We start from the raw sequence: 24,887 nt of genomic DNA, 5'->3' as shown, positions 1-24,887 counted from the left end.
TACCGCGAGGATTGACCAGCATGCCCGAGTTCTCCGCCTCCCGCCCCGTCCGCGTCGGCTTCATCGGCCTCGGCGCCGTCACCGCCTACCACCACCTGCCGGCCCTCCAGCTCGACCCCCGGGCCCGGCTGGCGGCCATCTGCGACGCCGACCCCGCGCTCCTGGAGAAGCGGAAGGCCGAGTGGGGGATCGAGAACGCCACGACCGACCCTCTGGCCCTCTGCCGCGACGACTCCATCGACGCGGTGATCATCGCGACCCCCAACGACACCCACCGGCCGATCGCCGTCGCCGCCGCCGAGGCCGGCAAGCACGTCATGGCCGAGAAGCCCCTGGGCCTCAACGCGGCCGAGGTCGGCGACATGTACGAGGCCGCGCGCGACGCGAGCGTCGTCCACATGACCGCCTTCACCTACCGCTTCGCCCCGGCCATGCGCTACCTCCGCAGCCTGGTGAGGTCGGGCTCGATCGGCGAGCCGCGGCACTTCCGCTCGCAGCGGTTCCTCGACTGGCCCGAGACGAGCTGGGGATGGCGGCAGTACAAAGACCGCGCCGGGGCCGGCGACCTGTTCGACATGACGATCCACCGCATCGACTTCGCCATCGACCTGATGGGCCCGATCGCCCGCGTCTGCGGCGCCGTCGCCCGCTTCGCCCCCCGCGACAGGACCGCCGACGGCCAGCCCTGCAAGCCGTCCGAGGTCGACGACTGGTCCTCGCTGATCGGCGAGTTCGAGTCGGGCGCGACCGGCGTCTGGGAGGGGACCACACTCGCGAAGGGCTACCATCGCGAAGGCTTCGGCCACGAATGGGCCGAGATCAACGGCTCCGAGGGCTCCGTCGTCTACAGGCTCCACGAGCCCAACGTCATCCTCCTGGGCAAGACCGGCCAGGACCTCGCCCCCGTCCCCGTGCCGGACGAGTTCCTGAAGCCCGCCGGCAGCCCCCGAGACCCCTCGGAAGGCGCCCCCGCCACCGTCTTCCGCTACGACCTGATGTGGGAGTTCATCTCCGCCATCGTCGAGGGCCGCCCCGCCGTCCCCGATTTCCGCGACGGCCTCAACGCCCAGATCGTCGCCGACGCCGTCCTCGACTCCCACCGCCGCCGCGCCTGGGTCGACACCCCTACTGCGCCGGAGTGAGGCTTTGACCAAAAAGACTTCCCCCTCGCGGGGGGTAGGACGTTGGGACTCGCGTACGTCCCCTTAGTACCTAGCGTGCCGAAGGCCGGGTGGAGGTGAAAACCTGCCAGGCAGTTGTTTGTGGAGTTCTGGTCGTTCCCCTGACGTCGGCGAGTGGGCCGACGGACTCTTGAGAGATTGACGTGATGGCGAATCCGGAGTTGGGGCTACTCTGGGCGAACAAGCCCGGTTGCTTCTTGCCAGTCGCCGAATTCTGGGTGGGCCGGGACTTCCTGTGGTTCGTCCTCTACATCGACGACATGGACCGCCGTTTGAAGATTGAGATCCTGCCTTCGGATAGCCGAGCGGTCGCGTACGAGCTCGACTTCGCGCAGGCCGATCATCTCGTCCAATCAGCCAGCCGAGAATTGGTGGCGATGGCTGAGGCCGAATGACCTACCGCGACGCCCCCGGGGACAGACCCGACACTCCATGAACGGCCCCATACGTCGCCAGATCCTGATCCCCATCGTCGCCATCCAGTCGGCGACGATCGTGGCGATCACGGCGGCGGCGGTCGGGCTGGCGGCCTGGCGGGACGAGCGGCAGAGCGCGGCGCGGCTGGCGGGGGTGATCGAGGTGCTGGAGCGTTCGACGTTCCCGCTGACCTCGCAGGTGCTGACGCGGATGCACGGGCTCTCGGAGGCCCACTTCGTCGTCCAGGACGCGGCGGGGCGGGCGGTCGCGGCCAGCGACGAGACGCTCGGCGCGGAGGCCCCCGGGCCGCGCGCTGCGCCCGGCGTCCGGCCGGCGGACTCGCGGTCGTGGCGGCAGTGGCCCACCACGACGGTCGCGGGTCGGACCTACTTCGCGGCGCGGATCCCGGCCCCGGCGTCGAGCGTCGGACCCGGCGCGTCGCTTTTGGTCCTCTATCCCGAATCGAGCTGGCGCGCCGCCCTCTGGGACGTGGCCGCCGCGCCGGTCGCGCTGGGGCTGGCCGCGATCGCCTTGACCGCTCAGGCCACGCGGTGGTTCGCGGACCGGATCGGTCGCCGCGTGCATCGGCTGCGCGAGCAGGTCGCGCGGATCGCCGACGGCGACTTCCAGGAGATCGAGCCGGGCGAGGACCAGGACGAGGTCGGCGACCTGATTCGATCCGTCAACCAGATGAGCCGGCAGCTCCGCGACATGCGCCGCACCATCGCCGTGGCCGAGCGCACGCAGCTCCTGGCGCAGCTCGCGGCCGGGTTCGCCCACCAGCTCCGCAACACGCTGACCGGCGCTCGGCTCGGCGTCCAGCTCCACGCCCGGCGCACCGGGGCGGGCGAGGACTCGGCGCTGGCCGTGGCCGTCCGGCAACTGGAGCTGGCCGAGGAACAGGTGAGAGGACTCCTGACCCTGGGCCGGCTCGAACAGCGTCCGCATCGGCCCTGCGAACTCTCCGCCCTCCTGCGCGACGTGGCCTCCCTGCTGGACGCCACGACCCGGCACGCCCGGGTGGCCCTGGAGGTCGAGACGCCCGACGCGCCCGCGGTCGCGAGCGTCGACGAGCCGAGCGTCCGCGCCGCGGTGCTCAACCTCGCCTGGAACGGGCTGGAGGCGGCCGGGCCGGGCGGCCGAGTCTGCTTCCGGTTGATTGCGGACGAGGATCCGATCATGATCGAGGTCGGCGACGACGGCCCCGGACCACCGCCGGATCTCGCCCCGGGGATCTTCGACCCGTTCGTGACCGGCAAGCCCGAGGGCGTGGGCCTCGGCCTGGCCCTGGCCCGCCGGGTGGCCGAGGTCCATCGCGGAACGCTGGGCTGGCGTCGCAACGACGGCTGGACCTGGTTCCGCCTGACCCTGCCTCGCGACGAGGCCGAGACGGAGACGAGCCCCGCCCATGAGTCGCGTCCTGATCGTGGATGACGAGGCCAGCATCTGCTGGGCCTTCGGCGAATTCCTGGGCGACCTGGGCCACGAGGTCGCCGTAGCCTCCTCGGCCGAGGAGGGGCTCGACGCCGCGCGCGGCGGCCCGTTCGACGCCGTCGTGCTCGACGTCCGCCTGCCGGGCATGGACGGCCTGGCCGCGATGGGGGCCTTCCGCGAACGCCTGGGCGGGGCGCCCATCATCATCATCACGGCCTTCGGCAGCCTCGACACGGCGGTCCGGGCCATGGAGGCCGGGGCCTTCGACTACCTGGTCAAGCCGTTCGACCTCGACCAGGCCGGGGCGGTCGTGACCCGGGCCATGGAGTCCGGCGCGGCCGGGGCCGGCCCCGCGAAGGCCGACTCCGGCGCGGGCCCGAGGTTGGTCGGGTCGTCGCCGCCCATGCAGGCTTTGTTCAAGCAGATCGCGCTCGTCGCCGCGACCGACGTCCCCGTCCTCATCACCGGCGAGAGCGGCACGGGCAAGGAGCTGGTGGCCCGCGCCATCCACCAGAACAGCCCGCGACGCGCCCGCACGTTCCTGCCGATCACCCCGGCCGCCCTCAGCCCGGGGCTCGTCGAGGGCGAGCTGTTCGGCCACATGCGGGGCTCGTTCACCGGCGCCAGCCAGGATCGCAAGGGGCTGCTGGAACTGGCCGCCGGCGGGACCGTCCTCCTCGATGAGATCGGCGACGTGCCGCTCGGGATGCAGGTCAAGCTCTTGCGGGCGATCGAGCATCGCGAGGTCACACCCGTCGGCGACGCCCGACCCCGGCCGATCGACGTCCGATTCCTCGCCGCGACGAACCGCCCGCTGCCGAAGCTGATGGCCGACGGCCACTTCCGCGAGGACCTCTTCTTCCGCCTCAGCGTCTTCCCGATCCACATCCCCCCGCTCCGCGACCGCCTGGAAGACCTCCCTGAGCTGGCTCGGCACTTCCTGAAGGAAGTCGACCCGCGCCAGGGGGGCGACGTGGCGCTCCGGGACGACACGCGGGCGGAGATGATGCGAAGGCCCTGGACGGGGAACGTCCGCGAGCTTCGGAACGCCATCGAACGCGCGGCGATCGTCGCGCGGGGCGGGCCGATCCTCCCCGAGCACCTCCCGCCGCCGATCCTCTCGACGGCCGAGGACGGCCCCGGCGGCGACGGCCTCGACGCCCGGATCGCCCGCTGGACCGACGCGGCCCTGAACGAGGCGGCCGGGACGACGGAGGAGGACGCGGAAGACCCGAACGCCGAATCGCTCTACGACCGCTTCCTCGCGCAGGTCGAGCCGCCAATGCTGCGGGCCGTGCTCCGCCGCGAGTCGAACAACAAGGCGGTCGCCGCCCAGCGGATCGGCATCCACCGCTCGACGCTCCGCCAGAAGCTCCGCAAGTACGGGCTCGACTGAACCCTCGCCCCACCCACCGAGACCCCGATGGACCCGACCTCGCCCTCCCCGGACCCCACCCCGCCTCCTCGGACGATGCCGTCTCTCCGATCGCTCGGGATCCTCGCGGCCGTGCTCGCGCCCGTGGTCCTGGCGGGGATCTACGGCGGTTTCCACATCGCCGACACCACCCCCCAGTGGGTCTACTGGGCGATCGGCCTGCGGGTGCTCCAGGGGATCGACGCGCTCTACGCAGTCGCCGTGTTCGGTGCCGTCCTGGGCCTGGCCCTGGCCTGGCACGGGCTGAGTCGGCGGGGGCGGTCGCCCCGTCGAGAGCGATCGTTCCGGATCGTCCTCCTGACCGGCTCGATCCTGCTGGGGGCGCTCGGGCTCGAAGCGGCCTCCGCGATCATCCTGGCGCGACAGGGGCGGCGGTCGGCCCTCCCGGCCGGCGGGTCCGCCTCGGCGAGGGATGACGAGAAGGTCGGCCGCAAGCTGCCGAAGCCGATCGACGAGGTGGAGCTGCCCACCGAGTTCCCCGAGAAGTCCGATCGCCTGACCGTGGCCGTCGTCGGCGAATCGAGCGCGGCGGGCGTGCCGTTCGATCGCTGGCTGTCGATCGGGAGCGTGGTGTCCTGGGGCCTCGAACGGGCGATACCGGGCCGGGCGTTCCAGCACGAGACCCTCGCACGATCCGGCGACACCCTGGAGGGGCAGCACCAGCACCTGGCCGAGATCCGCCACCGGCCGGACGTGCTGATCGTCTATTGCGGGCACAACGAATTCTCCGCCCGCATCCCCCTCTCGCGCGACCGGGCCTACTACGCCGACGCCGACAGGCCGAGCCTCGCGTCGACGCTGGCGGAGAAGGCCGTGGCCTGGTCCTTCGTGCACAAGCTCGTCGCCCGCAACATCGAGAAATGCCGGATTGCCATCCCGCCGCCGTCGAACGGGAACCGGGCGCTCATCGACTCCCCCGCCTACACGCCCGAGGAATACGACCTCCTGCTGGGCGACTTCCGACGCCGTCTCGAGGCCATCGCCTCCTATGCCGAAAAGCTGGGCTCGATCCTCGTCCTGATCGCCCCGCCGGGGAACGACTCGGGTTACGACCCGAACCGCTCCTACCTCCCGCCGGAGACCCCCGAGATCGAGCGGCAGGCCGTGGAGCGGGCGTATCTCGCCGCAAAGGGGCTCGAAGAATCCGACCCGTCGGCCGCCATGAAGGGCTATCGCGACCTGCTGGAGCGGGCGCCCGGCTTCGCGGCGGCGCGCTGGCGGCTGGCCCGGCTGCTGGCGGAGCAGGGGGACACGGCCGGCGCGTATGAGCAGGCCATCGCAGCCCGCGACCTCGACGGCTACCCCCAGCGCTGCCCGACGGCCTTCCAGGAGGTCTATCGCGACACGGCGCGCCGCCACGACGCGATCTACGTGGACGGCCAGGCGTACTTTCACGCCGTCAGCCCGGACGGCCTGCTGGACGACCGCCTCTTCCACGACGCGATGCACCCCTCGTACCGAGGCCAGCTCGCCCTGGCCCAGGCGGTGCTCCGGGGCCTTCACGCCCGCCGGGCCTTCGGTTGGCCGGCCGACGCCCCCGAGCCGGTCCTCGATCCGGCCGAGTGCGCGGAGCACTTCAAGCTCGACCCCGGCGCCTGGCGGACCCTCTGCCTCTGGGGGATGATGTCGTACGAGATCACCGGGCCGGCCTCGTTCGACCCGACCCTCCGCCGCTTCAAGTACGAGGCCTTCGCCCGCGCGGCCGACTCTATCGAGATGGGCGTCCCCCCCGGCGCGGCCGGCTTCCCGGGCATCGGCCGCATGGAGCCGATCCCGGTCGTCCCCTACGGCGACGCAACGGCCCCGGCCGTCCCCTAGGTCTTCATCGCTGCGTTCGCATTTCCGCGTCGTGGCGCATCGTGTCAGTAGGGGACGGTACGCGCAGCTCTCGGCCGGCGTCTCTCGTCCGCACGGCAAGCGTGATGGGACAGAGACTCGGCCCGCGCGGAGTCGCCCAGAAAGCGCGCCGAACGAAGCCAATTCCGGGGGCCGAAGCCTCATCGCAAGACCATTACCAGAAAGGTTTTCGGTCCGACGGGTTCGATCGCAGTCCGGCGCGAACGAAGCCAATCTTTTGACACTCTTCACTCAGCACCACCAAGTCGTGGCGGAAAGACTCAGGGTGCCACGGGTTCGGAGAACCCGTGGACTGGCCGGGGGACCTCGGCCACGGCTCGGGAGCGGCCCGACGCCGATTCACGGGTTCTCCGAAGCCGTGGCACCCTGTTCAACGTCCCTCGACGACCCCGAAGCGGGGGTGTTGAGTGAGGAGCGTGGAAAAACGCGCCGAACGAAGCCAATTGCCGACGAGCAGAAACGCCCGCAAAGCGTTACCCGATCGAATGTTGCATTCGATGGCTTCGTTTTCGACCCGGCGCGAACGAAGCCGATGTCGGGCCGACTAGATCGGGACGACGGCGGTGCCGGCCAGGTGGTCGTGAGGGCCTCGGCTGGGGAAGAGGAGTGCCATGGCCACATACGCGACCAGCAACAGCAGGCCGGCGAGCCAGAGCGTCCAGGCGGTCATGAGCGATTCGGGGGAACGATGCTGGAGCCATTGCGAGGCCACGAACAGCAGCGACGGGGGCGCCCAGACGAGGAACGCCCGCAGGCCGCAGGCGAGCGGGCCGGCGGCGCGTCCGTCGCGGCCCACCAGGGCCAGGCCCGCGAGCGGGTAGCTCACGCCCCCGCGCAGGATCATGGCCCAGGCGGTCCACGCCAGCGGGATCGCCGTCAGCAACTGCAAATCCCAGGGGACCAGATCGGGCAGGACCTCCGGGCTGCTGAGGACCAGGAGGAAGAGGAGCCCCGGAGACATCAGGAAGGACTGGATCAGGAGCTGGACGGCCCGCCTCCCCGCGCGGACCTCGGTTGGCCGCTCGGCGGCGGCGACCAGGTCGGCGCGGAGGTTGGCCAGCCGGGGGTAGGGGGAGCGGTGGCCGGTCAGGCGATCGAGCAGCACGCCGGCGCGCTCGGGGACGGCCCCACGGATCCGCCCGTTCGGCTCGCCATCGCGCCGGGACCAGGCGGCCAGCGAGAGCCGGCGGTGGGGCCGGTCCCCTTCCATGGCGAGCTTCGCCACGTCGCGGAGGAAGGCGAAGGCCCGGACCTCCTCGGGGTCGTGGGAATCGGTCCCGGGCGAGGGTGTCGGCGGGGGAGGGTCGTCCTGGTCGCCCCAGGCCAGGGGGTCGACGAGCTGGACCCGGCCGTCGTCGTGAACCCAGACGTGATCGACGGAGACGCGGTCGGGCAAGGTGCCGTCGCCGCGGGCCGCCTCCAACTCCTCGGCCAGGTCGGTGAGGATCGGCAGCACTTCGGCCCAGGCGAGCGGGCCCGACTCGACGGCCTCGCGCAGCCGGCGGCCGGCGGGGGCGGTGAAGGCGTCCCAGCGGGCGTCGGGCTGGTCGCCGCCGCCGATCCATCGCGGCCGGGTCAGGCGGTTGAGCGACCTTCGGGTCGCGCCTGGCGGGGCCGAGCCCGGGTCGCGGAGCACGAGCCAGACCTGGCGGTCGAGCGTGGCGTCGCGGCCCGAGAGGACCTTGCACCCCCCGCATGCGGAGACGTCCCCGTCGATCCGGTAGGGACCGACCTGCGCGACCGTGCCCTCGCCCGGCCCGGCGGCGCGAGGCCGCATCCCGGAGGCCGGCCGCCGCCGGACGACGCGCCGGAACCAGTGCCGACGACGGGCCCGCACGACCCGGATCACCCGAGTCCCGCTGGCCCACTCGTGCACGCCTCGGAATCCCGAACGCTGGCGCATCGGGGCCGCGAGGACGGCCAGGCCGACCAGGTTCAGCCCGGCGAGGAACGCCGTGTGATAAAGCTTGCCCGTCGCATGGGGATCGGGCGGGAAGGCCGCGTCGTAGACCTCGGTCCCCAGCCCGAGCAGCAGGACGAAGATCAGCGAGCGGACGAAGGCCCGGCCGAGCCCGGGAGGCTCACCATCGGTCGCCCGGGCCACCCGAAGGCCGACGATCCACTTGCCGACGGAGGCCGCGAAAAGCCCCTCGGCCAGCGTGAAGTAGAGGATCCAGGCGCCCGCGCCGATGATCTCGACCATCCGCCCGTGCCGCTCGTTGAAGGCCAGGGTCTCCAGCACCCGCCCGCGATGCTGCAGGAACGTGACCGCGAAGGCCGCCCAGGCCGCCATGTAGAAAAGCGCCAGGTCGAGCGCCTGGGCCCCCACCCGCAGGCCGATCGAGCCCATGTCGACCCGCTCGGGGACGAACGGCAGGAGGGCGTCGTGCAGCTCGCGGAGGTTCCGCCAGCGCCGCGAGCGGTCCCGATCCAGCCCCTTGAGGATCACCGACTCCAGCGATCGCGAGAGGCCCGGGGCGTGCGTGCGGGGGGGCGGCGCCGGCTCCGAGACGATCCGAGCCAGGGCCTCGGCCGCGTCCTTGGCGAGGACCGGCGCGCGGCCGGTGAGCAGGTAGTAGAGCGTCGCCGCGACCGAGTAGACGTCCGTCCGCTCGTCCAGCGGCTCGCGCTTGATCTGCTCGGGCGAGGCGTAGAGCGGCGTCCCCAGGAAGGCCCCGGTCCGCGTCAGCTCGGCCCCCCCTTCGAGCGACTTCGAGAGCCCGAAGTCGCCGATCTTGACCCGCCCGTCGTCCCCCAGGAAGCAGTTCGACGGCTTGACGTCGCGATGGATCATCCCCAGCTTGTGGAACTCGGCCAGGCCCTCGATCGCGTCCAGAACCTTCGGGATCGCCTCCGCCGGCTCCAGGGGCCCGCGATCCTCGACGAGCGACTGGAGGGTCGTCCCCGGCATCAGCTCCATGACGAGGTAGGGCCGCCCCTCTTCCTCGTCGACCGCCAGGACGAACACGCAGCGCGGATGGGTCACGGCGCTGGCCGTGCGGCCCTCCTGGCGGAACCGCTGGAGGGCCTCGTCCGAGGAGAGGTTCGCCGGGGCGATCAGCTTGAGGGCGACCCGCAGCCCCTGACTCTCCTCGACCGCCTCGAAGACCGTGCCCATGCCCCCCGAGCCCAGCTTGCGGAGCAGGCGGTAGCCGGCGATCCGTTCGGGGAATCGCTCGTCGTCGCGGTGGCGGGGCGAGCCCGAGGCCGGGGTGAAGTCCGCGGTCTCGTCGGCCGAGGAGAAGGGTCGCGTGCGATCGGGGTCGGAGACGTCGGCCGGGTCGAGCGGGGCCCCGCAGTAGCCGCAGAACTTGGGGGCCTCGCCGGAGAAGATCAGGACGCGATGGCAGTTCGAGCAGGCGGCCCGCCCCTCGGACTGTCCGGTCTTCTCCAGGGTCGGCTCGCGCTCCGCCATCGTGGACCTTCATGGGTTGGCGCGCGGGGGAAACCCGGGGATCGGCCCCTCGAAAGGGGGACGGCGTGCGGTCCGCCCGCGCGAGTCGCCTCTCCTCCCATGGTCGCGGCGGCCGCGACGGCCGTCAAGGGGAGCCGCCCGCCCCCCCGGCCTTCCACGCCGCGGCCTCCTCGCCGTCGATCCGCAGCGTGAGGCACTTGGCGCTCCCGCCCGACTTGATGAATTCGGAGAGGTCAAGCGGCCGAGTCGCGTAGCCCAGCCGCTCCAGGTCCTCGGCGAGTCTCGGCGCCCCCCGGTTCAACATCACGGTCCGGCCGACGACCACCGCGTTGCAACTGAAGCTCTGGGCCTCCTCGGCCCGAACCTCGATCAGGGTCGGGATCCGGGCCCGGATGACCGACCGGCCGTACTCGTCGAACGCGCCGGGGTAGTAGAGGGCCGCGTCGGGGGCGATCGGGCAGAAGCAGGTGTCCAGGTGATAATAGCGCGGGTCGACCAGCTCCATCGGCAAGACCTCGACCCCGAGCCGCTCGCCGACCCACTGGTGGCTGCGCACGTCGCTCCGGAAGCGGTAGCCGGCGAACAAGGTCTCGCCGCAGAACAGGGCGTCGCCGGCCCCCTCGAAGTTCATCCCCTCCGGCGGCGAGACGACCTCGAAACCCCGCCCCCGCGCCCAGGCCTCGAAGTGGGGCGTCTCCCCCTGGCGGACCCCGAAGCGGAACCGCGACACGATGAACGTCCGACGATGGACCAGCCCGGCGTTGGCCGTGAAGACCAGGTCGGGCAGCCCCGGCGCGGGGGCCAGGCGGTCGACCTCGACCCCCAGGTCCAGGAGCGTCGCCTCCAGCGCGAGCCACTGGGCTGAGGCCCGCGCCGGGTCGGCCCCCTGGCGGACGTTCATCCAGGGGTTGATCTCGTATTCGATCCCGAAGTGGTCGGGCGGGCACATCAGGATCCGCGGCGCGGCGTCGGTCACGGCGAGGGCCCTCGTCGAAGGGTCGGGTCAGCGGCCGGCGGCCTCGCGGTCGGCGGTCAGCTCGACGGCCAGCGAGCGCAGGAAGGGCTCGACGTCGGTCACGATCCCGATCGTCTGGAACGAGCCCCGATCGGCCAGCTTGGTCACTGTGGCCGGGTTGATGTCCACGCAGACGACCTTCACCCAGGCCGGCAGCAGGTTGCCCGTGGCGATCGAGTGCAGGGCCGTGGCGATGCAGAGCGCGAAGCCAACCTCGCGCGAGGCCGCCCGCATCCGGTCCTGGGCCTCCAGGACGTCGGTGATCACGTCCGGCAGCGGGCCGTCGTCGCGGATCGAGCCGGCGAGGACGAAGTCGGTCCCGTTCTTCACGCACTCGTACATGATGCCCGAGGTCACGACCCCCTTCTCGACGGCGGCCTTCAGGCTCCCCAGGCGTCGGATCGTGTTGATCGCCCGCAGGTGGTGCTCGTGCCCGTGCTCGATGCTCTCGCCCTTGGCGATCGAGACCCCCAGGCTGGTGCCGTAGAGGGACTGCTCGACGTCGTGGGTCGCCAGCGCGTTGCCGGCGAAGAGGGTCTGGATCCAGCCCTCTCGGATCAGCCGGGCGACATGAGGCGCGGAGCCCGTGTGGACGATCGCCGGCCCCCCCACGAGCAGGACCTTCTTGCCCGCGGCGCGGGTGGCCCGGATGCCGTCGGCCACGCTCTGGAGGCTCACGGCCTTGGGCTTCTCGCTCGACACGTTCGAGTTCATGAAGCCGAAGAGCGACGTCTCGCGGGGACGCTCCTCGGGGATCACGCGCACCCCCGCGTGGCCGACGACGATCGGAGTTCCGAGCGTCACGTGGACCATCGGGATGCAGCGGGCGCGGCCGGCCTCGACGTCGAGGGCGATGCCGCAGTCCATCTCCTGATCCTCGACGTCGATCCAGAGCCCTTTCGACCGCACCTGGGTCCGCTGGTTCGTCGTGCTGTAGAAATCCTCCGGGAACGCCGAGGCCACGTCGGCCGCCGCGACCCGGGCGTCTTCCAGGTTCACGGGCGACGCACCGTGCTCGACGAGGTCGCCGAGGATCTCGGCGAGCAGCTCGGGCGACTCGGCCCGGATCCCGATCCGCGCGTAGCTCGGGTCGGTCCGCTTGACGCCGATCCGGCACTCGTGGATTTCGAACGTCCCCCCCATCTGGAGGATGCGGTCGAGGATCTTCGGGAGCAACAGCGAGTCGACGATGTGTCCCCGGACCTCGATCTCGTCGGCGGCCCCGGCGATCGCCCGGGCCTCGGGCTTCTTGGTCTTCGTCTCGTCCTCGCTCGCCATCGCGTCGCCTCCGGTCACTCGGACAGCCGTTCCAGCGCCTGGGCCAGGTCGGCCCGCAGGTCGCGCACGTCCTCAACGCCGACGCTCAGCCGGACGAGGCCGTCGTCCACGCCCCTCGCGGCGCGGACCTCGACGGGGATGCTGGCATGGGTCATCGTCGCGGGGTGCGAGATCAGCGACTCGACCCCCCCCAGGCTCTCCGCCAGGCTGAACAGACGGGTCGCCTTCAGGAATCGCGTCGCGGCGGGCCCGCCCCCGCGGAGCCTGATGCTGATCATCCCGCCGTATCCGTCCATCTGCCGCCCCGCGAGCGCGTGGCCCGGATGCGAGGCGAGGCCCGGGTAGTAGACCCGCTCGATCTCCCCGCGCGACTCCAGCCAGGTCGCCAGCTCCAGGGCGTTGGCGTTGTGCCGCTCCATGCGGAGGGCCAGCGTCTTCAGGCCCCGGAGGGTCAGCCAGGCGTCGAACGGGCCGGGGACGCCGCCGGCGGCGTTCTGGTAGAACTGGATGGGTTCCAGGAGCGACCGAGGGCCCATGACGGCCCCGCCGACCACGTCGGAATGGCCGCCGATGTACTTCGTGGTGCTGTGGACGACGAGATCCGCGCCAAGGCCGATCGGCCGCTGGACGTAAGGCGAGGCGAACGTGTTGTCCACGGCCAGCACCGCGCCGGCTTCGTGCGCCACGCGTGCGATCTCCCGGACGTCGAGGATCTGGAGCAGTGGGTTGGTGGGGGTCTCGATCCAGACCAGCTTCGTCTTCGGGGTCGTGAGGGCTTCGAAGCTCGCGGGGTCGGACGCCTCGGTATAGCGGGCGACGACCCCCATCGGCCGGAAGACCCGCTCCAGGAGCCGGTAGGTCCCGCCGTAGAGGTCGGCCGAGGCCACGAGCTCGTCCCCCGGCCGGAGCGTCGAGAGGACGGCCGTCGACGCCGCCAGGCCCGAGGCGAACGCCAGGGCTCGCTCCGCCCCCTCCAGCGAGGCCAGGCAGGTCTCCAACGCCGCGCGGGTCGGGTTGCCGCTGCGGGAATATTCGTACCCCTTGTGCGAGCCCGGGGCCTCCTGGGTGAAGGTGGAGGTGGCGTAGATCGGCACGACGGTGGCCCCGGTCGTCGGGTCGGCGTCCTGGCCGGCGTGGATGGCCCGCGTGGCGAAGCCGTGCGGTTCCTTCGGCGGATCGTGGCTCATGGTCGGGGGCGTCCCGGGTTCGGGGTGGGATCAGGGTTCGCCGTTGCGATTCCAGTACTGGACGAGGTCGATGCGGGTCACGATGTCGACCACGGCGCCTTCCGAGGTCGCCAGCACGCCGGGGTTGCCGGCGAGCAGCAGGCGGTAGGCCTCGTCGAGGTTCATCTTCACATCGACCTGGGGGAGGGGGCGGGCCATGACCTCGCCGACGGGGACCTTGGCCGGGTCCCGACGGTCGTGGAGGATCCGGGCGACGGTCACCTCCTGGATGCTCCCCACGGCGACCCCGCGGTCGACCACCGGGAGCTGCGAGATCCCGGCGTCCTGCATCGCGGCGACGGCCTCGCGGACGGTCGTCTCGGGCGTGACGGTCGCCAGCGACCTGGGCCCTCGGTGCCGCAGAAGGTCGCCGACGGACTCGCTCGGGGCGTCCTCCCAGCTCAGCCCGGCCTCCTGGAGCCATTGGTCGTCGAAGTACTTGCTCAGGTAGTTCCGGCCGGTGTCCGGGCAGAGGGCGACCACGAGGTCGTCGGCCGTGAGTCGGCGGGCGAACCGCAGGGCGGCGGCGACGGCCGTCCCGCTGGAGCCGCCGACGAGCATCCCCTCCTTGCGGGCCAGCTCGCGCGCGACGTGGAACGCCTCGGCGTCGCCGACCCGGACCCATTCGTCCACGACGTGGCTGTTCAGGGTCTTGGGGACGAAGTCCTCGCCGATCCCCTCGACCTTCCAAGGCTTGGGAGAGTCTCCCGAGAGGACCGAGCCCTCGGGGTCGGCGCCGATGATGCGGACCTCGGGATTCTTCTCCTTGAGATACTTGCCGACCCCGGAGAGCGTGCCCCCGGTCCCGGCTCCCGCGACGAAGACGGTGACCCGGCCCCCGGACTGCTCCCAGACCTCCGGCCCGGTCGTGCGGTAATGGACGTCCGGGTTGGCGAGGTTCGCGAACTGGTTGGGCCGCCAGGCGTCGGGGATCTCCCTCGCCAGGCGGTCGGCGACGCCGTTGTAGCTCTCGGGCGAGTCGGGTGGGACCGAAGTCGGGGTGACGACGATCTCGGCCCCGAAGGCGGCCAGGAGGCGGAGCTTCTCGCCGCTCATCTTGTCCGGCAGGACGAAGATGCAGCGGTAGCCCTTGACGGCGCCGGCCATCGCCAGGCCCACGCCCGTGTTCCCGGCCGTCGCCTCGATGATCGTGCCGCCGGGCCGCAGGTTGCCCCGTTTTTCGGCGTCCTCGATCATCGCCAGCGCCACACGGTCCTTGATGCTCCCGCCCGGATTCAAGGCCTCCAGCTTCACCGCGACCGTGGCCGCCAGCCCCTCGGCGACGCGCCTCAGCGGGACCAGGGGCGTCCGTCCGATGTGATCCAGGATACTTCCCTGCATGACCGGCCCTCCTCGTCCGCGGCGTTCCGATCCGAATCGAGAGGCGCGTCGACCCCGGCAAAGTCTATCGGCATTGTAGCAAGCCGGCCCGACTCGGCGACCCCGGTCGGCCGAGCGGGCATTCGAAATGAACTCGGCCGACGCCCCATCGTCATGGGACGCCGGTCCGAGGCCTGCACTCGTTGTAAGGTGGGCCGCCGCGTCAGGGGGCGACGTGGATGGTGGCCGTGAGGTCGAGCGGGGGCTCGCCCGGGATGTCGGTCGTGACGCGGAAGACGCGTCGGAGGTCGCCCCGGGTCGTCCCCTCCTCGGGCTTGTAGGCCACCGAGAGGATGTGCATCGCCTTGCGGGTCCCGTCGGTCGGGGACACCGAGAAGCCGTCGCCGGCCCCCTCGACGGCGGTGATGGCGAACGGATGGGAGGCGCGGATGATGAACTTGCCCTGCTTCCCCTCGGCCGAGGCCGCCTCGCCCATCGTCAGGAGCGAGGGGGAGGCCGACAGGTCTCCCCGGACCCAGCCCGTGACCATAACCGGGACGCTCCGCGCCTCGCGGTCGTTGCTCAGCAGGCGGATCTCGTCGCGGATCGGGCCGGCGGGGGCGTCGGGCTTGATGCCGACGTCCAGGCGGTACGACACCGCGCCGTTGGGCTCCCGCTTGGTCTCCACGAGCTGGGCCGTGATCGCCCGGCTGGCCGAGACCATCCGCTCGAATCGCCAGTTGGCCCCGTTGATCCGGTCGATCGTGAGCGACTGGGCCGAGGCCTGACCCTTGACGACGGTCCCGAAGTCGATCGAGCCGGGGTTCAGCACGATGTCGGCCAGGATGTGCGAGGTCACGTACAGCCGCACCTCGGCCTCGCGGCCGCTGGCCGTCACCAGGGTCACGAACAGGATCGTGGCCTTCTCGCCGAGGAAGTTGCGGGTGTCCATCTGGGCCTCGACCGTCGCGGACTCGCCGGGATTGACCGACGAGGCGCTCGCCCGGCCGCTGGTGCAGCCGCACGAGGGTCGGAGGTTGAGGATCGTCACGGGCTCGCCCAGGCGGTTCGTCAGCACGAACTCGTGCTTGACCTTCGCGCCCCGGGGCACCGGCCCGAAATGGTGGGACTTCTCCGCGAACAGGGAATCCGCCCAGTTCGCCGCGAAGCCCGTCGTCGTCCCGATCTGCCATGCCGCCAGGCAGCCCATGAGGGCCGCGATCATCCTGCGCCGAGTCATCATCGCCTCCTGCGACCCCAACCCTGGGCATCTGAAGGGCGTCGAAGCTCCTCGCCCCCCACTAGGGACTTTGTATCGGCGTCCGCCCCCCCGGCGCTCACGGCGCGACCGCCGGGCTCCCCGACCCGGTCCGCGTTGCGCCGACTGGTCCGATTGTAAGGGCGGCTTGGCGGCCCCGGCCGGGCGTCTTACCATGGGGAGGCCCCGACGAGAAGGCGAGGTCGCCTCCCGGGGCCGGATCGGCCGCCACCTCCGAGTGAGCCATGAGCGACCAAGAGAAGCCGCGCCCCGCGCTACCGGCCGACGCCCTGAGCCTGCCGGCGGAATACTACCTCGACGAGGCCCGTCACGCGACCGAGCTGGAACGCCTGTTCCTCGGCCGCTGGTTCTACGCCGGCCGCGAGGCCGAGATCCCCGACCGGGGCGACTACACGCTCCGCGAGATCGGCGACGAGAGCCTGATCCTGACCCGGGGCGACGACGGGCGGATCCGGGCCTTCTTCAACGTCTGCCGCCACCGGGGGACCCGCCTCTGCGAAGAGCCCGCCGGGACGTTCGCCGGGGCGATCCGATGCCCTTACCACGCCTGGGCCTACGACCTCGCCGGCCGGCTCCTCGGCGCGCCCGGGATGGACCGATCGCCCCACTTCCGGGCCGAGGACTACCCACTTGTCGAGGCCCGCGCCGACGACTGGGACGGGCACGTCTTCCTGAACTTCGCCGCCGACCCGCCGCCCCTCGCCGAGCAGCTCGGAGACCTCGTTGCCAGGTTCCGACCCTGGCGGATGGCGGAGCTGAAGCTCGCCCATCGGATCGTCTACGACGTGGCGGCCAACTGGAAGTTGATCGTGCAGAACTACTCCGAGTGCCTGCACTGCCCGGGGGTCCACCCGGCGCTCCAGCGGCTCTCCCACTTCCTCAGCGGCGAGAACGCCCCTCCGACCGACTCCTACCTCGGCGGGGCCATGGACCTCCGCGACGGGATCGAGACCCTGTCGGTCGACGGCCGGCTCGTCGGCGAGGTCGTGCCGGGGCTCCAAGGCGAGGACCTGCGGCGGGTGCACTACTATGCGGTGCTTCCGAACCTGCTCCTGAGCCTGCATCCCGACTACCTGATGACGCACCGGCTCCGGCCCCGAGGCCTGGGGCGGACCGAAATCGTCTGCGAGTGGCACTTCCGGCCCGAGTCGACCGAGGCCCCGGGGTTCGACCCCCGAGCCGCCGTCGATTTCTGGGACCTCACCAACCGCCAGGACTGGCACGTCTGCGAGCAGATGCAGCTCGGGCTGCGGTCCCGGGCGTATCGGCCGGGGCCGTACTCGCCCCGCGAGGACCTGCTGCACGCCTTCGACAAGCTGGTGCGCGGGGCGGAGTAGGCCTGCGGTCGAGGGGGTTCAGCCGTCGTCGCCGATGGCTTCGACGGGGCAGGACTCCAGGGCCTCGCGGCAGAGCGCCTCCTCCTCGGGCGAGGCGGGCTGACGGGCGACGAAGCTGCGGCCTTCGTCCTCGTTGCGGGCGAACACGCCGGGGGCGGTCTCGTGGCAGAGGTCGCAGTCGATGCAGTTCTCATCGACGTAGAAGCGGCCGGATGCGTTTTCGGGAGTTCTCAGGGCGGGATCGGCCATCGGGTTCAACCGCCCTTCACGGGGCGGGCCTCCCTGCTCCTCTTCAGAGCGGGTATTCCTCCAGGGCCGGCTTGAAGGCGACGTCGCCCTCGCGCTCGGACCGGGCCTCCCAGTAGAAGAGGAAGAGCAGAATCGAGAAGAAGACGGCGAAGACGTCCAGTACGGAGTCGCAGAGCGCCCGCGCCAGCGGGTCCTCCAGGATGCCGACCGCTTCGGCCGCGCGACCGACGAGGATCGAGAAGCCCACGATCAGCAGGAAGGACGCCGAGGCCGCGCCTACGATCGGCCAGGCTCGGCCCGAGACCAGCTCCGCGCTCCGTCGGCGGGTCTCCAGGATCGGGGTCGGTTCCAGCACGGCGACCTGGTCGACCAGGCAGTAGCGGACCGTCAGGACCAGGCCGGGGAGCAGGAACAAGGCCCGGAGGGCCGGCGGCAGGCCCGGCAGTAGGAAGCCGAAGCAGGAGATGAGGATGAAGAACGCGGCGACGATCCGGGCGGCGAGCACCCTCAGCCAGGAATCGATGCCGGCGCGGACGGCCTCCAGGAACGTGATCGACCGCCCGCCCATGCGGGCGGCCAGCAGCGTGACGACGCCGGCCGCGGCGATCGGGCCGAAGAACTTGTCGACCAGGACCTTGAGTCGCAAGGCGGCGAACTGATCGGCCGCGTCGAAGTTGCGGGCGACGATCAGCTCGACCGCCGCGTTCGACGGCAGGGCGATCATCAGCACCAGGCCCGCGATGACCGCGAGGTGCTCGAAGAGCAGCTGGAAAGAGGCCGCGAGCTTGCCCGCGACGGTCCCGGGGACGACGAAGGGCCCGGGCCGCGCCCCCCTCGGCTGATGGGCCGGGGGGGCGTCCGGGTCCGCGAACTCGGCGGGGGCTCCGACGCGGGCGTCGCAGTACGGGCAGCGGCCGGCGGTCGCCTCGAGGCGCTCGCGGGTCAGCAGGGCCCGGCACGAAGGACACTCCCAGAAGCGAGGCATGCGGCGGAGTCCCGGGGGGGATGGCTCAGACGGTCTTGGCCTTGATCCACGGCATCAGCGCCCGCAGCCGCTTGCCGACCACCTCGACTGGGTGCTGGCGCTCCAGCTGCTTGCGGGCGTTGAAGTAGGGGCGGTTGGCCTTGTTCTCCAGGATCCACTCGCGGGCGAACTGGCCCGAGCGGATCTCCTTGAGGGCCCGACGCATCGCGGCGCGGGTGTCCTCGGTGATGATCTGCTCGCCGCGGATGTAGTCGCCGTACTCGGCCGTGTTCGAGATGCTGTACCGCATATAGTCGAGGCCGCCCTGATAGATCAGGTCGACGATCAGCTTCAGCTCGTGCACGCACTCGAAGTACGCGCTCTCTTCCTGGTAGCCGGCCTCGACGAGCGTCTCGTAGCCCATCTTGAGAAGCGCGGAGAGGCCGCCGCAGAGGACGACCTGCTCACCGAACAGGTCGGTCTCGGTCTCTTCGGCGAACGTGGTCTGGAGGACGCCGGCGCGGGCGCCGCCGATCCCCTTGGCGTAGGCGAGGGCCTTGGCCTTCCCCTCGGCCGAGCAGTCGTCGGCCGTGGCGATCAGGCAGGGGACGCCGCCGCCGCGGACGTACTCGCTGCGGACGAGGTGGCCGGGGCCCTTGGGGGCCACCAGGGCGCTGTCCACGCCCTTGGGCGGGACGACCTGGCCGAAGTGGATGTTGAAGCCGTGCGAGCAGAGCAGCAGGTCGCCTGGCTTGAGGTTCGGCTTCACATCCTTGTTGTAGACGTCGCCCTGGACCTCGTCGGGGAGGAGCATGTTGACGAGGTAGCCCGCCTCGGCCGCCTCGGCCGCCGACACCGGCTTGAAGCCGTGGTCCACGGCCAGATCGTAGTTCGCGGAACCCGGCCGCTGGCCGACGACCACGTTGACGCCGGAGTCGCGCAGGTTCTGGGCGTGCGCGTGCCCCTGGCTGCCATAGCCGATGATCGCCACCGTCTTACCCTTGAGCAGCGAAAGGTCGGCGTCCTGGTCGTAATACATCTGGGCGGGCATCACGGTCTCCTCGTCGGCGTCGTCAGCGAAAGGTGAGGGGGGAAAAGAAGCCCCGGCGCCGGGTCGTCCGGCGGCCGGGTTCGTTGCAGAGGTCGGGTCGATGCACTCCGGGCGGGGGCGTCTTCGGCCGGGGCCCGTAGCGTGGGGGGTCAGAGTTCCGAGTGGCCGTGGACCATGGGCTCGGCGTCCTCGACCGGGGTGGGGGCGGGGGCGTCGGGCTCGTCGAACCGGGGGACGCCGCGGACAAGGGCGATCCGGCCGGTCCGGGCCAGCTCCAGGATGCCGAAGTCGCGGACGGCGTCGATGAACGCCTCGACCTTGCGCTCCTGGCCCGAGATCTCGATGATGACCGCGTCCGGGCTGACGTCGACGATCCGGCCCCGGAAGATCTGCACCAGCGACTGGATCTCCATCCGGTTCGCGGGCGTGGCCTTGATCTTGATCAGCATCAGGTCGCGCTCGACGAAGTCCTCGCGGGAGATGTCGTGCACCTTGACCACGGTGACGATCTTCTCGAGCTGCTTGCGGACCTGCTCCAGGTACCGCTCGTCCCCCTTGACGACCACGGTGATCCGCGAGAGGACCGGGTCCTCGGTCTCGCCGACGGCCAGGCTGTCGATGTTGTAGCCACGCGACGCGAACATCCCGGAGACGTGGGCGAGTACGCCGGGCCGGTTCTGCACCAGGGCGGAGAGGACGTGGCGGTTGCCCCGCGTCTGCGAGGGTTCCTTGGCGGAGGAGTTCGAGGACTGAGCCGGTTCGTTTGCCATCACCACTTCCTCAAGATCGGCGGCGGGCCCGCCGAGAGTCGTCGGCCGGATTCCGGCGACGGTTTCGATGAATCGGAGCCCTGGTTCGGATCGTTCGCACGCGGACGCGACAGTGTACCACAACTCGCGCCGTCGCCGACATGCCGAGAAAACCAGAGCCCCCCGGTCGCCGAGAGGTTCGGCGCCGGGGGGATGTTCGGGGCGTCCCGACGTGGTCGCGGCCGGCTCGGACGGGCGGTCACTCCTCGGGGGGAAGCCCGAGGGAGCCGCCGCCGGGAAGCGACGGCAGGCCGCCGGGTCCCCCGGGGAAGCCGCCCGGGAAGCCGGCGGGGCCGGCCTCGGCCTTGGGCTTCTTGGGGATCACCAGCGCCGCGCGGTCGAGGTTGATCGAGCGGAAGCTGTCGCCGGGGGTCAAGTAGTACCAGGCGGCGAACCGGTCGGTCAGCTCCTCGGCCTTCTTCTTGCCCTCGGCGACCTTCTTCTCGTAGTCGGCCTTCTCGCGGGCCGCCTTCTCCTCATCGGCCTTGGCCGTCGCGGGGTCGGGGGCGATGACCTGCTCGGGCAGCTCGCCCTCGGCGGGGGCCGGCTTCTCCTCGGCTTTGGGGGCCGGGATCAGCGACGGGTCGAAGGCGACCGTGACCATGACGTAGCGGTTCTCGGTCGACCCTTCGGACTTCGTCTCGTCCTTCTTCGCCGGGTCGGCCTTCGTCTCGACGTCGTCCGGGGTGCCGGCCGACAGGTCGTCTCCCTTGCCGAAGGTGACCTCGCCGAACCGCAGGGTGTAGACCACGCCGTCCTCGGTGTAGACGCGGACGTCCCCCTGGTTCGAGAGGAGCTGGCCGTCTCGGGTCATGTAGAAGCCCTTCCCCTGGAGCGAGGCGACGGTCGACGCCGACAGGGTGATCCCCTTGTCGTCGGCCTTCTTCAGGTCGCGGGTCAGGCCGGCGGGCTTGGCGCGGACGCCGACGATCTTGAGGTCGCCGAGCGCGGTGGTGAGCGCCCGGAGCTTGTCGTCGTCGAGCTGCTTGTCCTCCGGCAGGCCGCCGGCGAGGGTCCAGGGGTCGGTCGAGTTCTTGCGCTCGACGTCGAGGATTTCCCCCTTCTGGTAGCCCTGTTCCAGGTTCACCTTGTAGTTGTCGAACTCGACCTTGCGGATCTTGCCGGCGTCGAGCTTCAGCAGGTTGGTCTCGATCCAGTCGGCGAACCGGGTGGAGGGCTCGGCCTTCAGGTTCACGCCGTAGACCCGCTTCGAGCTGGGCACGCGGACGTAGAACTGGCCCGAGCGGTCCTTGATCGGCTCGCCGATGATGAAATCGGCCAGCACCCCCTCGGAGGCGTCGCGGAGGGTGATCCGCTTGCCTCGGCCCTTGAGGGCGCTCACCTTGGCGTCGAGCGGGTCGATCACCCCCATCGCCTCGTGATCGTCGGGCGAGTCGGTGCGGATGGTGTCCTTGGTGAGGTCCATGAGCGCCGCCGCGGTCTTGGAGAGGCGGTCGCGGGCGTCGGCCGGGTAGTTGTAGTGGGACGGGATGACCCACCGATTGTTCTCGAACTTCACCTGGAACCGCGAGGCGGTGGCTGTGGAGGGGTCGAAGTCGACCACCTCCAGGTTGGTGCAGGCCAGCGGGTCCTTGAAGTCGGGGAAGAAGGGCTGGCCCTGATCGTTGAACGCGTCGCTGCGGACGGTCCGGTCGCGGGTCGCGACCATCGCCAGGCTGGCGAGCGTCAGGGCGACGGCCGCGAAGATCCCGGTTTTCGATATCTCGGTCATCGTCGGTCCTCTTGGATCAACTGCTCGGATTCTCGCATCATTCGACGATCGACGATCGGGTCAGGCCAGCCGCTTGGGGCTGGCGCCGAGGTTCTCGCGGCGGAGCCGGGCCAGCAGGACGAGCAGGCCGAGGATCAGGGGGGGGAGCGGCGGCACGCCGGCGGCCAGGTAGCGGACCCGGTTCTCGATCGCCCGGGTCTTGAGCTCGGACTCGGCCTTCCCCTCGCGGATGCTGTTGAGCTTCTCGTCCTCGATCTTCTGCTTCTCCACATCCAGCCGGCGCTGGGCGACGTCCTGGAGGTTGGTCAGCATGATCTCCTTGGTGCGCTCGTCGAGGTCGGTGCGGGAGCGGACCTGGTCGACCTGCTTCTCGAAGGCCTTCTGGGCCTCGTCGAGCTTGGCCTTGGCGGCGTCCTCGGCGACCTTTGTCTGCTTCTGGAGGTCTTCCAGGAAGAAACGGGTCTGGTTCTCGATCGCCGTCAGCGTGCGGTGCTGGGGCCGCTTCTTGCGGAGGGCGACGAACGACTCGTCGCCGGCCAGGACGTCGACGCAGTTGAGCACGAAGGTGACGTTGTCGAAGTCGAGGTTCTCGATCTTGCGGCGGCGGATCTCGAAGAACTGCTCGGAGACCATGTCCAGGTCGGCGATGGCGATGACGTTGACGTCGGCGGGCTTGGCGTCGGCAGGCTTCTCGTCCTTCTTCGCCTCGGCCTTGGGGGGCTCGGCCTGGGGAGCGCCCTTGATCCGAGCGGCGATCGTGTAGCCGGTGCCGCTGGCGAAGTGGCGGCGGCGGGGGTTGACGCCGGAGACCCCCATGAAGCCCTGCTGAACGGCCTCGGACCAGGCGATCACGCCCCCCTGGTCGCTCGTCCGCAAGAGCGGGGTGAACTCGGGCCCCGCGCCGCCGGACCTGGACCGGAGCAGGCCGGGGAAGAGGGCGACGATCTCCTGGAGGCCCGAGGTGGCCGGCTGGTCGGGGTTGAAGGCGTCGGCCTCGCCGCTGCCGCGGCCGATGAAGACGACCTCGGGGGGCATGTCGGCCAGCTGCGGGTGCGGGTTGTAGGTGTTCCAGACGATCTCGGTCGACGGCCAGTCGAGGCCCATCAGGTCCAGGAGCGGCTGGAGGTTCCCCTTCGGCTCGGGCTGGGCGCCGCCGCCGAACGGTCCGCCCGGGGGCGCCTTGGGGACCTCGGGGGCGATCTGCGGGTTGTCGACCGGGAACGGGTCCATCAGCAGGAGCGTCGGCCCGCCGGCCTTGACGTAGGCCGTCAGGTTGTCGATCTGGGGCTGGGTCAGCGACGACGGCTGGGCCACCAGCAGCACACCCAGGTCGGTGGCGATCGGGGCGTCGGGGGCGACCGTGCTGACCTCGTACTGCTTCTTCAGCTCGCTGACGATCGACCATTCGGGGGTCTGGCCGAAGCTCCGCTGGTCGAAGCCCCCCATCAACTTGGCGTCGGTCGTGAGGATCCCCACCTTCTTGCGGGCGCTCCGCGAGACGACCTGGATCGACCGGGTCAGCTCGTACTCCACGGGCAGGCCGCGGTCGAAGAAGGGGATGACCACTTCTTCCAGGCCCGACGTGAAGGCGACGCCCAGGAAGATCTCGGACGAGCTCTGCTTGGCCTGGTCCTGGGAGAAGACCCGCCGGGGCTCGATGCCGAACCGCTTCTCGGCGTCGCGCGCGGCCTCGGAATAGACCTCGGTCGGGATCAGGTTGAGCTGGAGCCGGCCGCCGCTGCGGGCCTGGTACTCCTTCAGGTAGCGCAGCAGGTCGTTCCGGGCCTCGACGTACTCGCTCGGGACCTCCGGGCTGTAGTAGGCCTGGATCAAGACCGGACGGTCGGTCGGGATCTTGCCGATCAGCTCGATCGACTCGGCGGAGAGGGTGTTCAGCCTCTCGCTGCTGGCGTCGGCCCGCCGGTCCCAATGCTCGATCAGGACGTTGGCGCTGAAGAGGGCGACGAGGAGCAGCGCCAGCCGGGCCGCGGAGTGCAGGCCCAGGCCCTTGCTCGACTCGCCGCCGGCCCAGTGGCGCCGGCCCAGGAGGAGCATGTTCAGGTAGATCATCGCCGCCGCGAGCGAGACGAAGTAGAAGACGGCCGAGAGGGAGATCACGCCGTCGCCGAAGTCGGCGAACTGCGAGGGGACCGACCAGCCTTCGAGCTGGCGGCGGAGGTTGCCGCCGGTCGACGAGCCCAGCCGCCCCACGAAGATCGGCAGGGCGCAGAAGAGAGCCCCCAGGATGAACGCGACCGTGACGTTCGACGACAGCAGCGACGCCACCATCCCCACGGCGATCAGCATGGACCCCATGAGCCAGTAGCCGAGGTAGGTCGAGAACATCACCCCCGCGTCGGGCGAGCCCAGGTAGGAGAGCACCAGCAGGTGGCTCGTCGAGAAGAGCAGGGCGACGGTGTAGATCCCCACGGCCGACAGGTACTTGCCCAGGACGACGTCGAGGTCGTGGGCCGGCAGGGTGAAGAGCAGCTCGTCGGTCCCCTGCCGCCGCTCGTCGGCCCAGAGGCTCATCGTGATCGCCGGGACGAACAGCAGCAGGAGGTACGGGATGTAGGTGTTCAACTGGTCCAGGTTCGCCAGGTTGCTCGTGAAGAACTCGGGCATCCAGAAGGCGAGGATGGAGCTGACCAGCACGAACAGCGTGATGAACACGTAGCCGGTCGGGTTGCTGAAGTAGCTCTGGAAGTTGCGCTTGAAGACGGCCCAGATGACGTTGGCCCGGAACGGGCGGATCGCGGCCCGCGCCGGTCGGGCGACGGCGGGCGCGGGCTGCTTGCTGGATTCGGTTTGAAGCGTGGCCACCGCGGGATTCCTCGATTGGGGCGTCAAATGGTCGGGAAACGGGCGGCGGGGGGCGGGACGGGCCC

Annotated in this window: 18 protein-coding genes; 6 read left to right on the top strand and 12 right to left on the bottom strand. The window is 70.8% G+C overall.

Annotation, left to right across the window (positions count from 1 at the left end):
• Positions 1 to 20: 20 nt before the first annotated feature.
• The 5 genes from G6O68_RS01340 to G6O68_RS01320 all read left to right on the top strand — a co-directional run bounded on the left by G6O68_RS01340 (position 21) and on the right by G6O68_RS01320 (position 6,285).
• On the top strand, positions 21 to 1,142 hold the full coding sequence (locus G6O68_RS01340; RefSeq protein ID WP_165243985.1) for a Gfo/Idh/MocA family protein: 1,122 nt from the start codon (positions 21 to 23) through the stop codon (positions 1,140 to 1,142).
• Between the two features lie 185 nt (positions 1,143 to 1,327).
• Entirely contained in the window at positions 1,328 to 1,576 is a 249-nt protein-coding gene (locus G6O68_RS01335; RefSeq protein ID WP_165243983.1) for a hypothetical protein, read from the top strand.
• Between the two features lie 37 nt (positions 1,577 to 1,613).
• Complete coding sequence (locus G6O68_RS01330; protein ID WP_165243981.1) at positions 1,614 to 3,032, top strand: sensor histidine kinase; 1,419 nt, start codon at positions 1,614 to 1,616, stop codon at positions 3,030 to 3,032.
• Positions 3,007 to 4,428, top strand: coding sequence for a sigma-54-dependent transcriptional regulator (locus G6O68_RS01325; protein WP_165243979.1), 1,422 nt, complete (start codon positions 3,007 to 3,009; stop codon positions 4,426 to 4,428). The genes G6O68_RS01330 and G6O68_RS01325 overlap by 26 nt, the downstream gene beginning before the upstream one ends.
• Before the next feature lie 111 nt (positions 4,429 to 4,539).
• A complete protein-coding gene (locus G6O68_RS01320; RefSeq protein WP_165243977.1) occupies positions 4,540 to 6,285 on the top strand; it encodes a hypothetical protein in 1,746 nt (581 codons plus the stop codon).
• 583 nt (positions 6,286 to 6,868) lie between these two features.
• Here G6O68_RS01320 and G6O68_RS01315 read toward each other — a convergent pair.
• The 6 genes from G6O68_RS01315 to G6O68_RS01290 form a co-directional block, all read right to left on the bottom strand.
• On the bottom strand, positions 6,869 to 9,739 hold the full coding sequence (locus tag G6O68_RS01315) for a protein kinase domain-containing protein (protein ID WP_165243975.1): 2,871 nt from the start codon (positions 9,737 to 9,739) through the stop codon (positions 6,869 to 6,871).
• Positions 9,740 to 9,863: 124 nt separating this feature from the next.
• Positions 9,864 to 10,688 (bottom strand): dimethylarginine dimethylaminohydrolase family protein, encoded by an 825-nt coding sequence (locus G6O68_RS01310; protein ID WP_165244617.1) that lies wholly within the window; start codon positions 10,686 to 10,688, stop codon positions 9,864 to 9,866.
• Between the two features lie 54 nt (positions 10,689 to 10,742).
• Entirely contained in the window at positions 10,743 to 12,032 is a 1,290-nt protein-coding gene (locus G6O68_RS01305; protein WP_165243973.1) for an ornithine cyclodeaminase, read from the bottom strand.
• A gap of 14 nt (positions 12,033 to 12,046) precedes the next feature.
• The gene (locus G6O68_RS01300; RefSeq protein ID WP_165243971.1) at positions 12,047 to 13,219 is read right to left on the bottom strand and encodes a cystathionine gamma-synthase; all 1,173 of its coding nucleotides are present in this window, start codon (positions 13,217 to 13,219) and stop codon (positions 12,047 to 12,049) included.
• Between the two features lie 30 nt (positions 13,220 to 13,249).
• Positions 13,250 to 14,599, bottom strand: coding sequence for a cystathionine beta-synthase (locus tag G6O68_RS01295; RefSeq protein ID WP_165243968.1), 1,350 nt, complete (start codon positions 14,597 to 14,599; stop codon positions 13,250 to 13,252).
• A gap of 202 nt (positions 14,600 to 14,801) precedes the next feature.
• Positions 14,802 to 15,818: a DUF1573 domain-containing protein gene (locus tag G6O68_RS01290; protein ID WP_240910929.1), complete on the bottom strand. Its 1,017-nt coding sequence runs from the start codon at positions 15,816 to 15,818 to the stop codon at positions 14,802 to 14,804.
• A 263-nt stretch (positions 15,819 to 16,081) separates the two neighbouring features.
• Between G6O68_RS01290 and G6O68_RS01285 the strand changes: the two genes are divergently transcribed.
• Positions 16,082 to 17,194 (top strand): aromatic ring-hydroxylating oxygenase subunit alpha, encoded by a 1,113-nt coding sequence (locus G6O68_RS01285; RefSeq protein WP_165243966.1) that lies wholly within the window; start codon positions 16,082 to 16,084, stop codon positions 17,192 to 17,194.
• Between the two features lie 18 nt (positions 17,195 to 17,212).
• Here the strand turns inward: G6O68_RS01285 and G6O68_RS01280 are convergent, their stop codons facing one another.
• From G6O68_RS01280 to G6O68_RS01255, 6 genes are all read right to left on the bottom strand, one after another.
• The gene (locus G6O68_RS01280; protein ID WP_165243964.1) at positions 17,213 to 17,443 is read right to left on the bottom strand and encodes a ferredoxin; all 231 of its coding nucleotides are present in this window, start codon (positions 17,441 to 17,443) and stop codon (positions 17,213 to 17,215) included.
• A 43-nt stretch (positions 17,444 to 17,486) separates the two neighbouring features.
• Positions 17,487 to 18,428: a hypothetical protein gene (locus G6O68_RS01275; protein WP_165243962.1), complete on the bottom strand. Its 942-nt coding sequence runs from the start codon at positions 18,426 to 18,428 to the stop codon at positions 17,487 to 17,489.
• Between the two features lie 25 nt (positions 18,429 to 18,453).
• Positions 18,454 to 19,458 (bottom strand): ketol-acid reductoisomerase, encoded by a 1,005-nt coding sequence (gene ilvC, locus G6O68_RS01270; RefSeq protein WP_165243960.1) that lies wholly within the window; start codon positions 19,456 to 19,458, stop codon positions 18,454 to 18,456.
• Positions 19,459 to 19,607: 149 nt separating this feature from the next.
• The gene (gene ilvN / locus G6O68_RS01265) at positions 19,608 to 20,228 is read right to left on the bottom strand and encodes an acetolactate synthase small subunit (protein ID WP_165243958.1); all 621 of its coding nucleotides are present in this window, start codon (positions 20,226 to 20,228) and stop codon (positions 19,608 to 19,610) included.
• A gap of 238 nt (positions 20,229 to 20,466) precedes the next feature.
• The gene (locus G6O68_RS01260) at positions 20,467 to 21,999 is read right to left on the bottom strand and encodes a DUF4340 domain-containing protein (RefSeq protein WP_165243956.1); all 1,533 of its coding nucleotides are present in this window, start codon (positions 21,997 to 21,999) and stop codon (positions 20,467 to 20,469) included.
• 60 nt (positions 22,000 to 22,059) lie between these two features.
• The gene (locus G6O68_RS01255; protein WP_240910928.1) at positions 22,060 to 24,822 is read right to left on the bottom strand and encodes a Gldg family protein; all 2,763 of its coding nucleotides are present in this window, start codon (positions 24,820 to 24,822) and stop codon (positions 22,060 to 22,062) included.
• Positions 24,823 to 24,887 lie beyond the last annotated feature (65 nt).

This window comes from Paludisphaera soli (genome assembly GCF_011064595.1).
Lineage (GTDB): Bacteria > Planctomycetota > Planctomycetia > Isosphaerales > Isosphaeraceae > Paludisphaera > Paludisphaera soli.
Note: the sequence above shows the minus strand (reverse complement) of the source record. Positions and strands in the feature narration are given on the sequence as shown.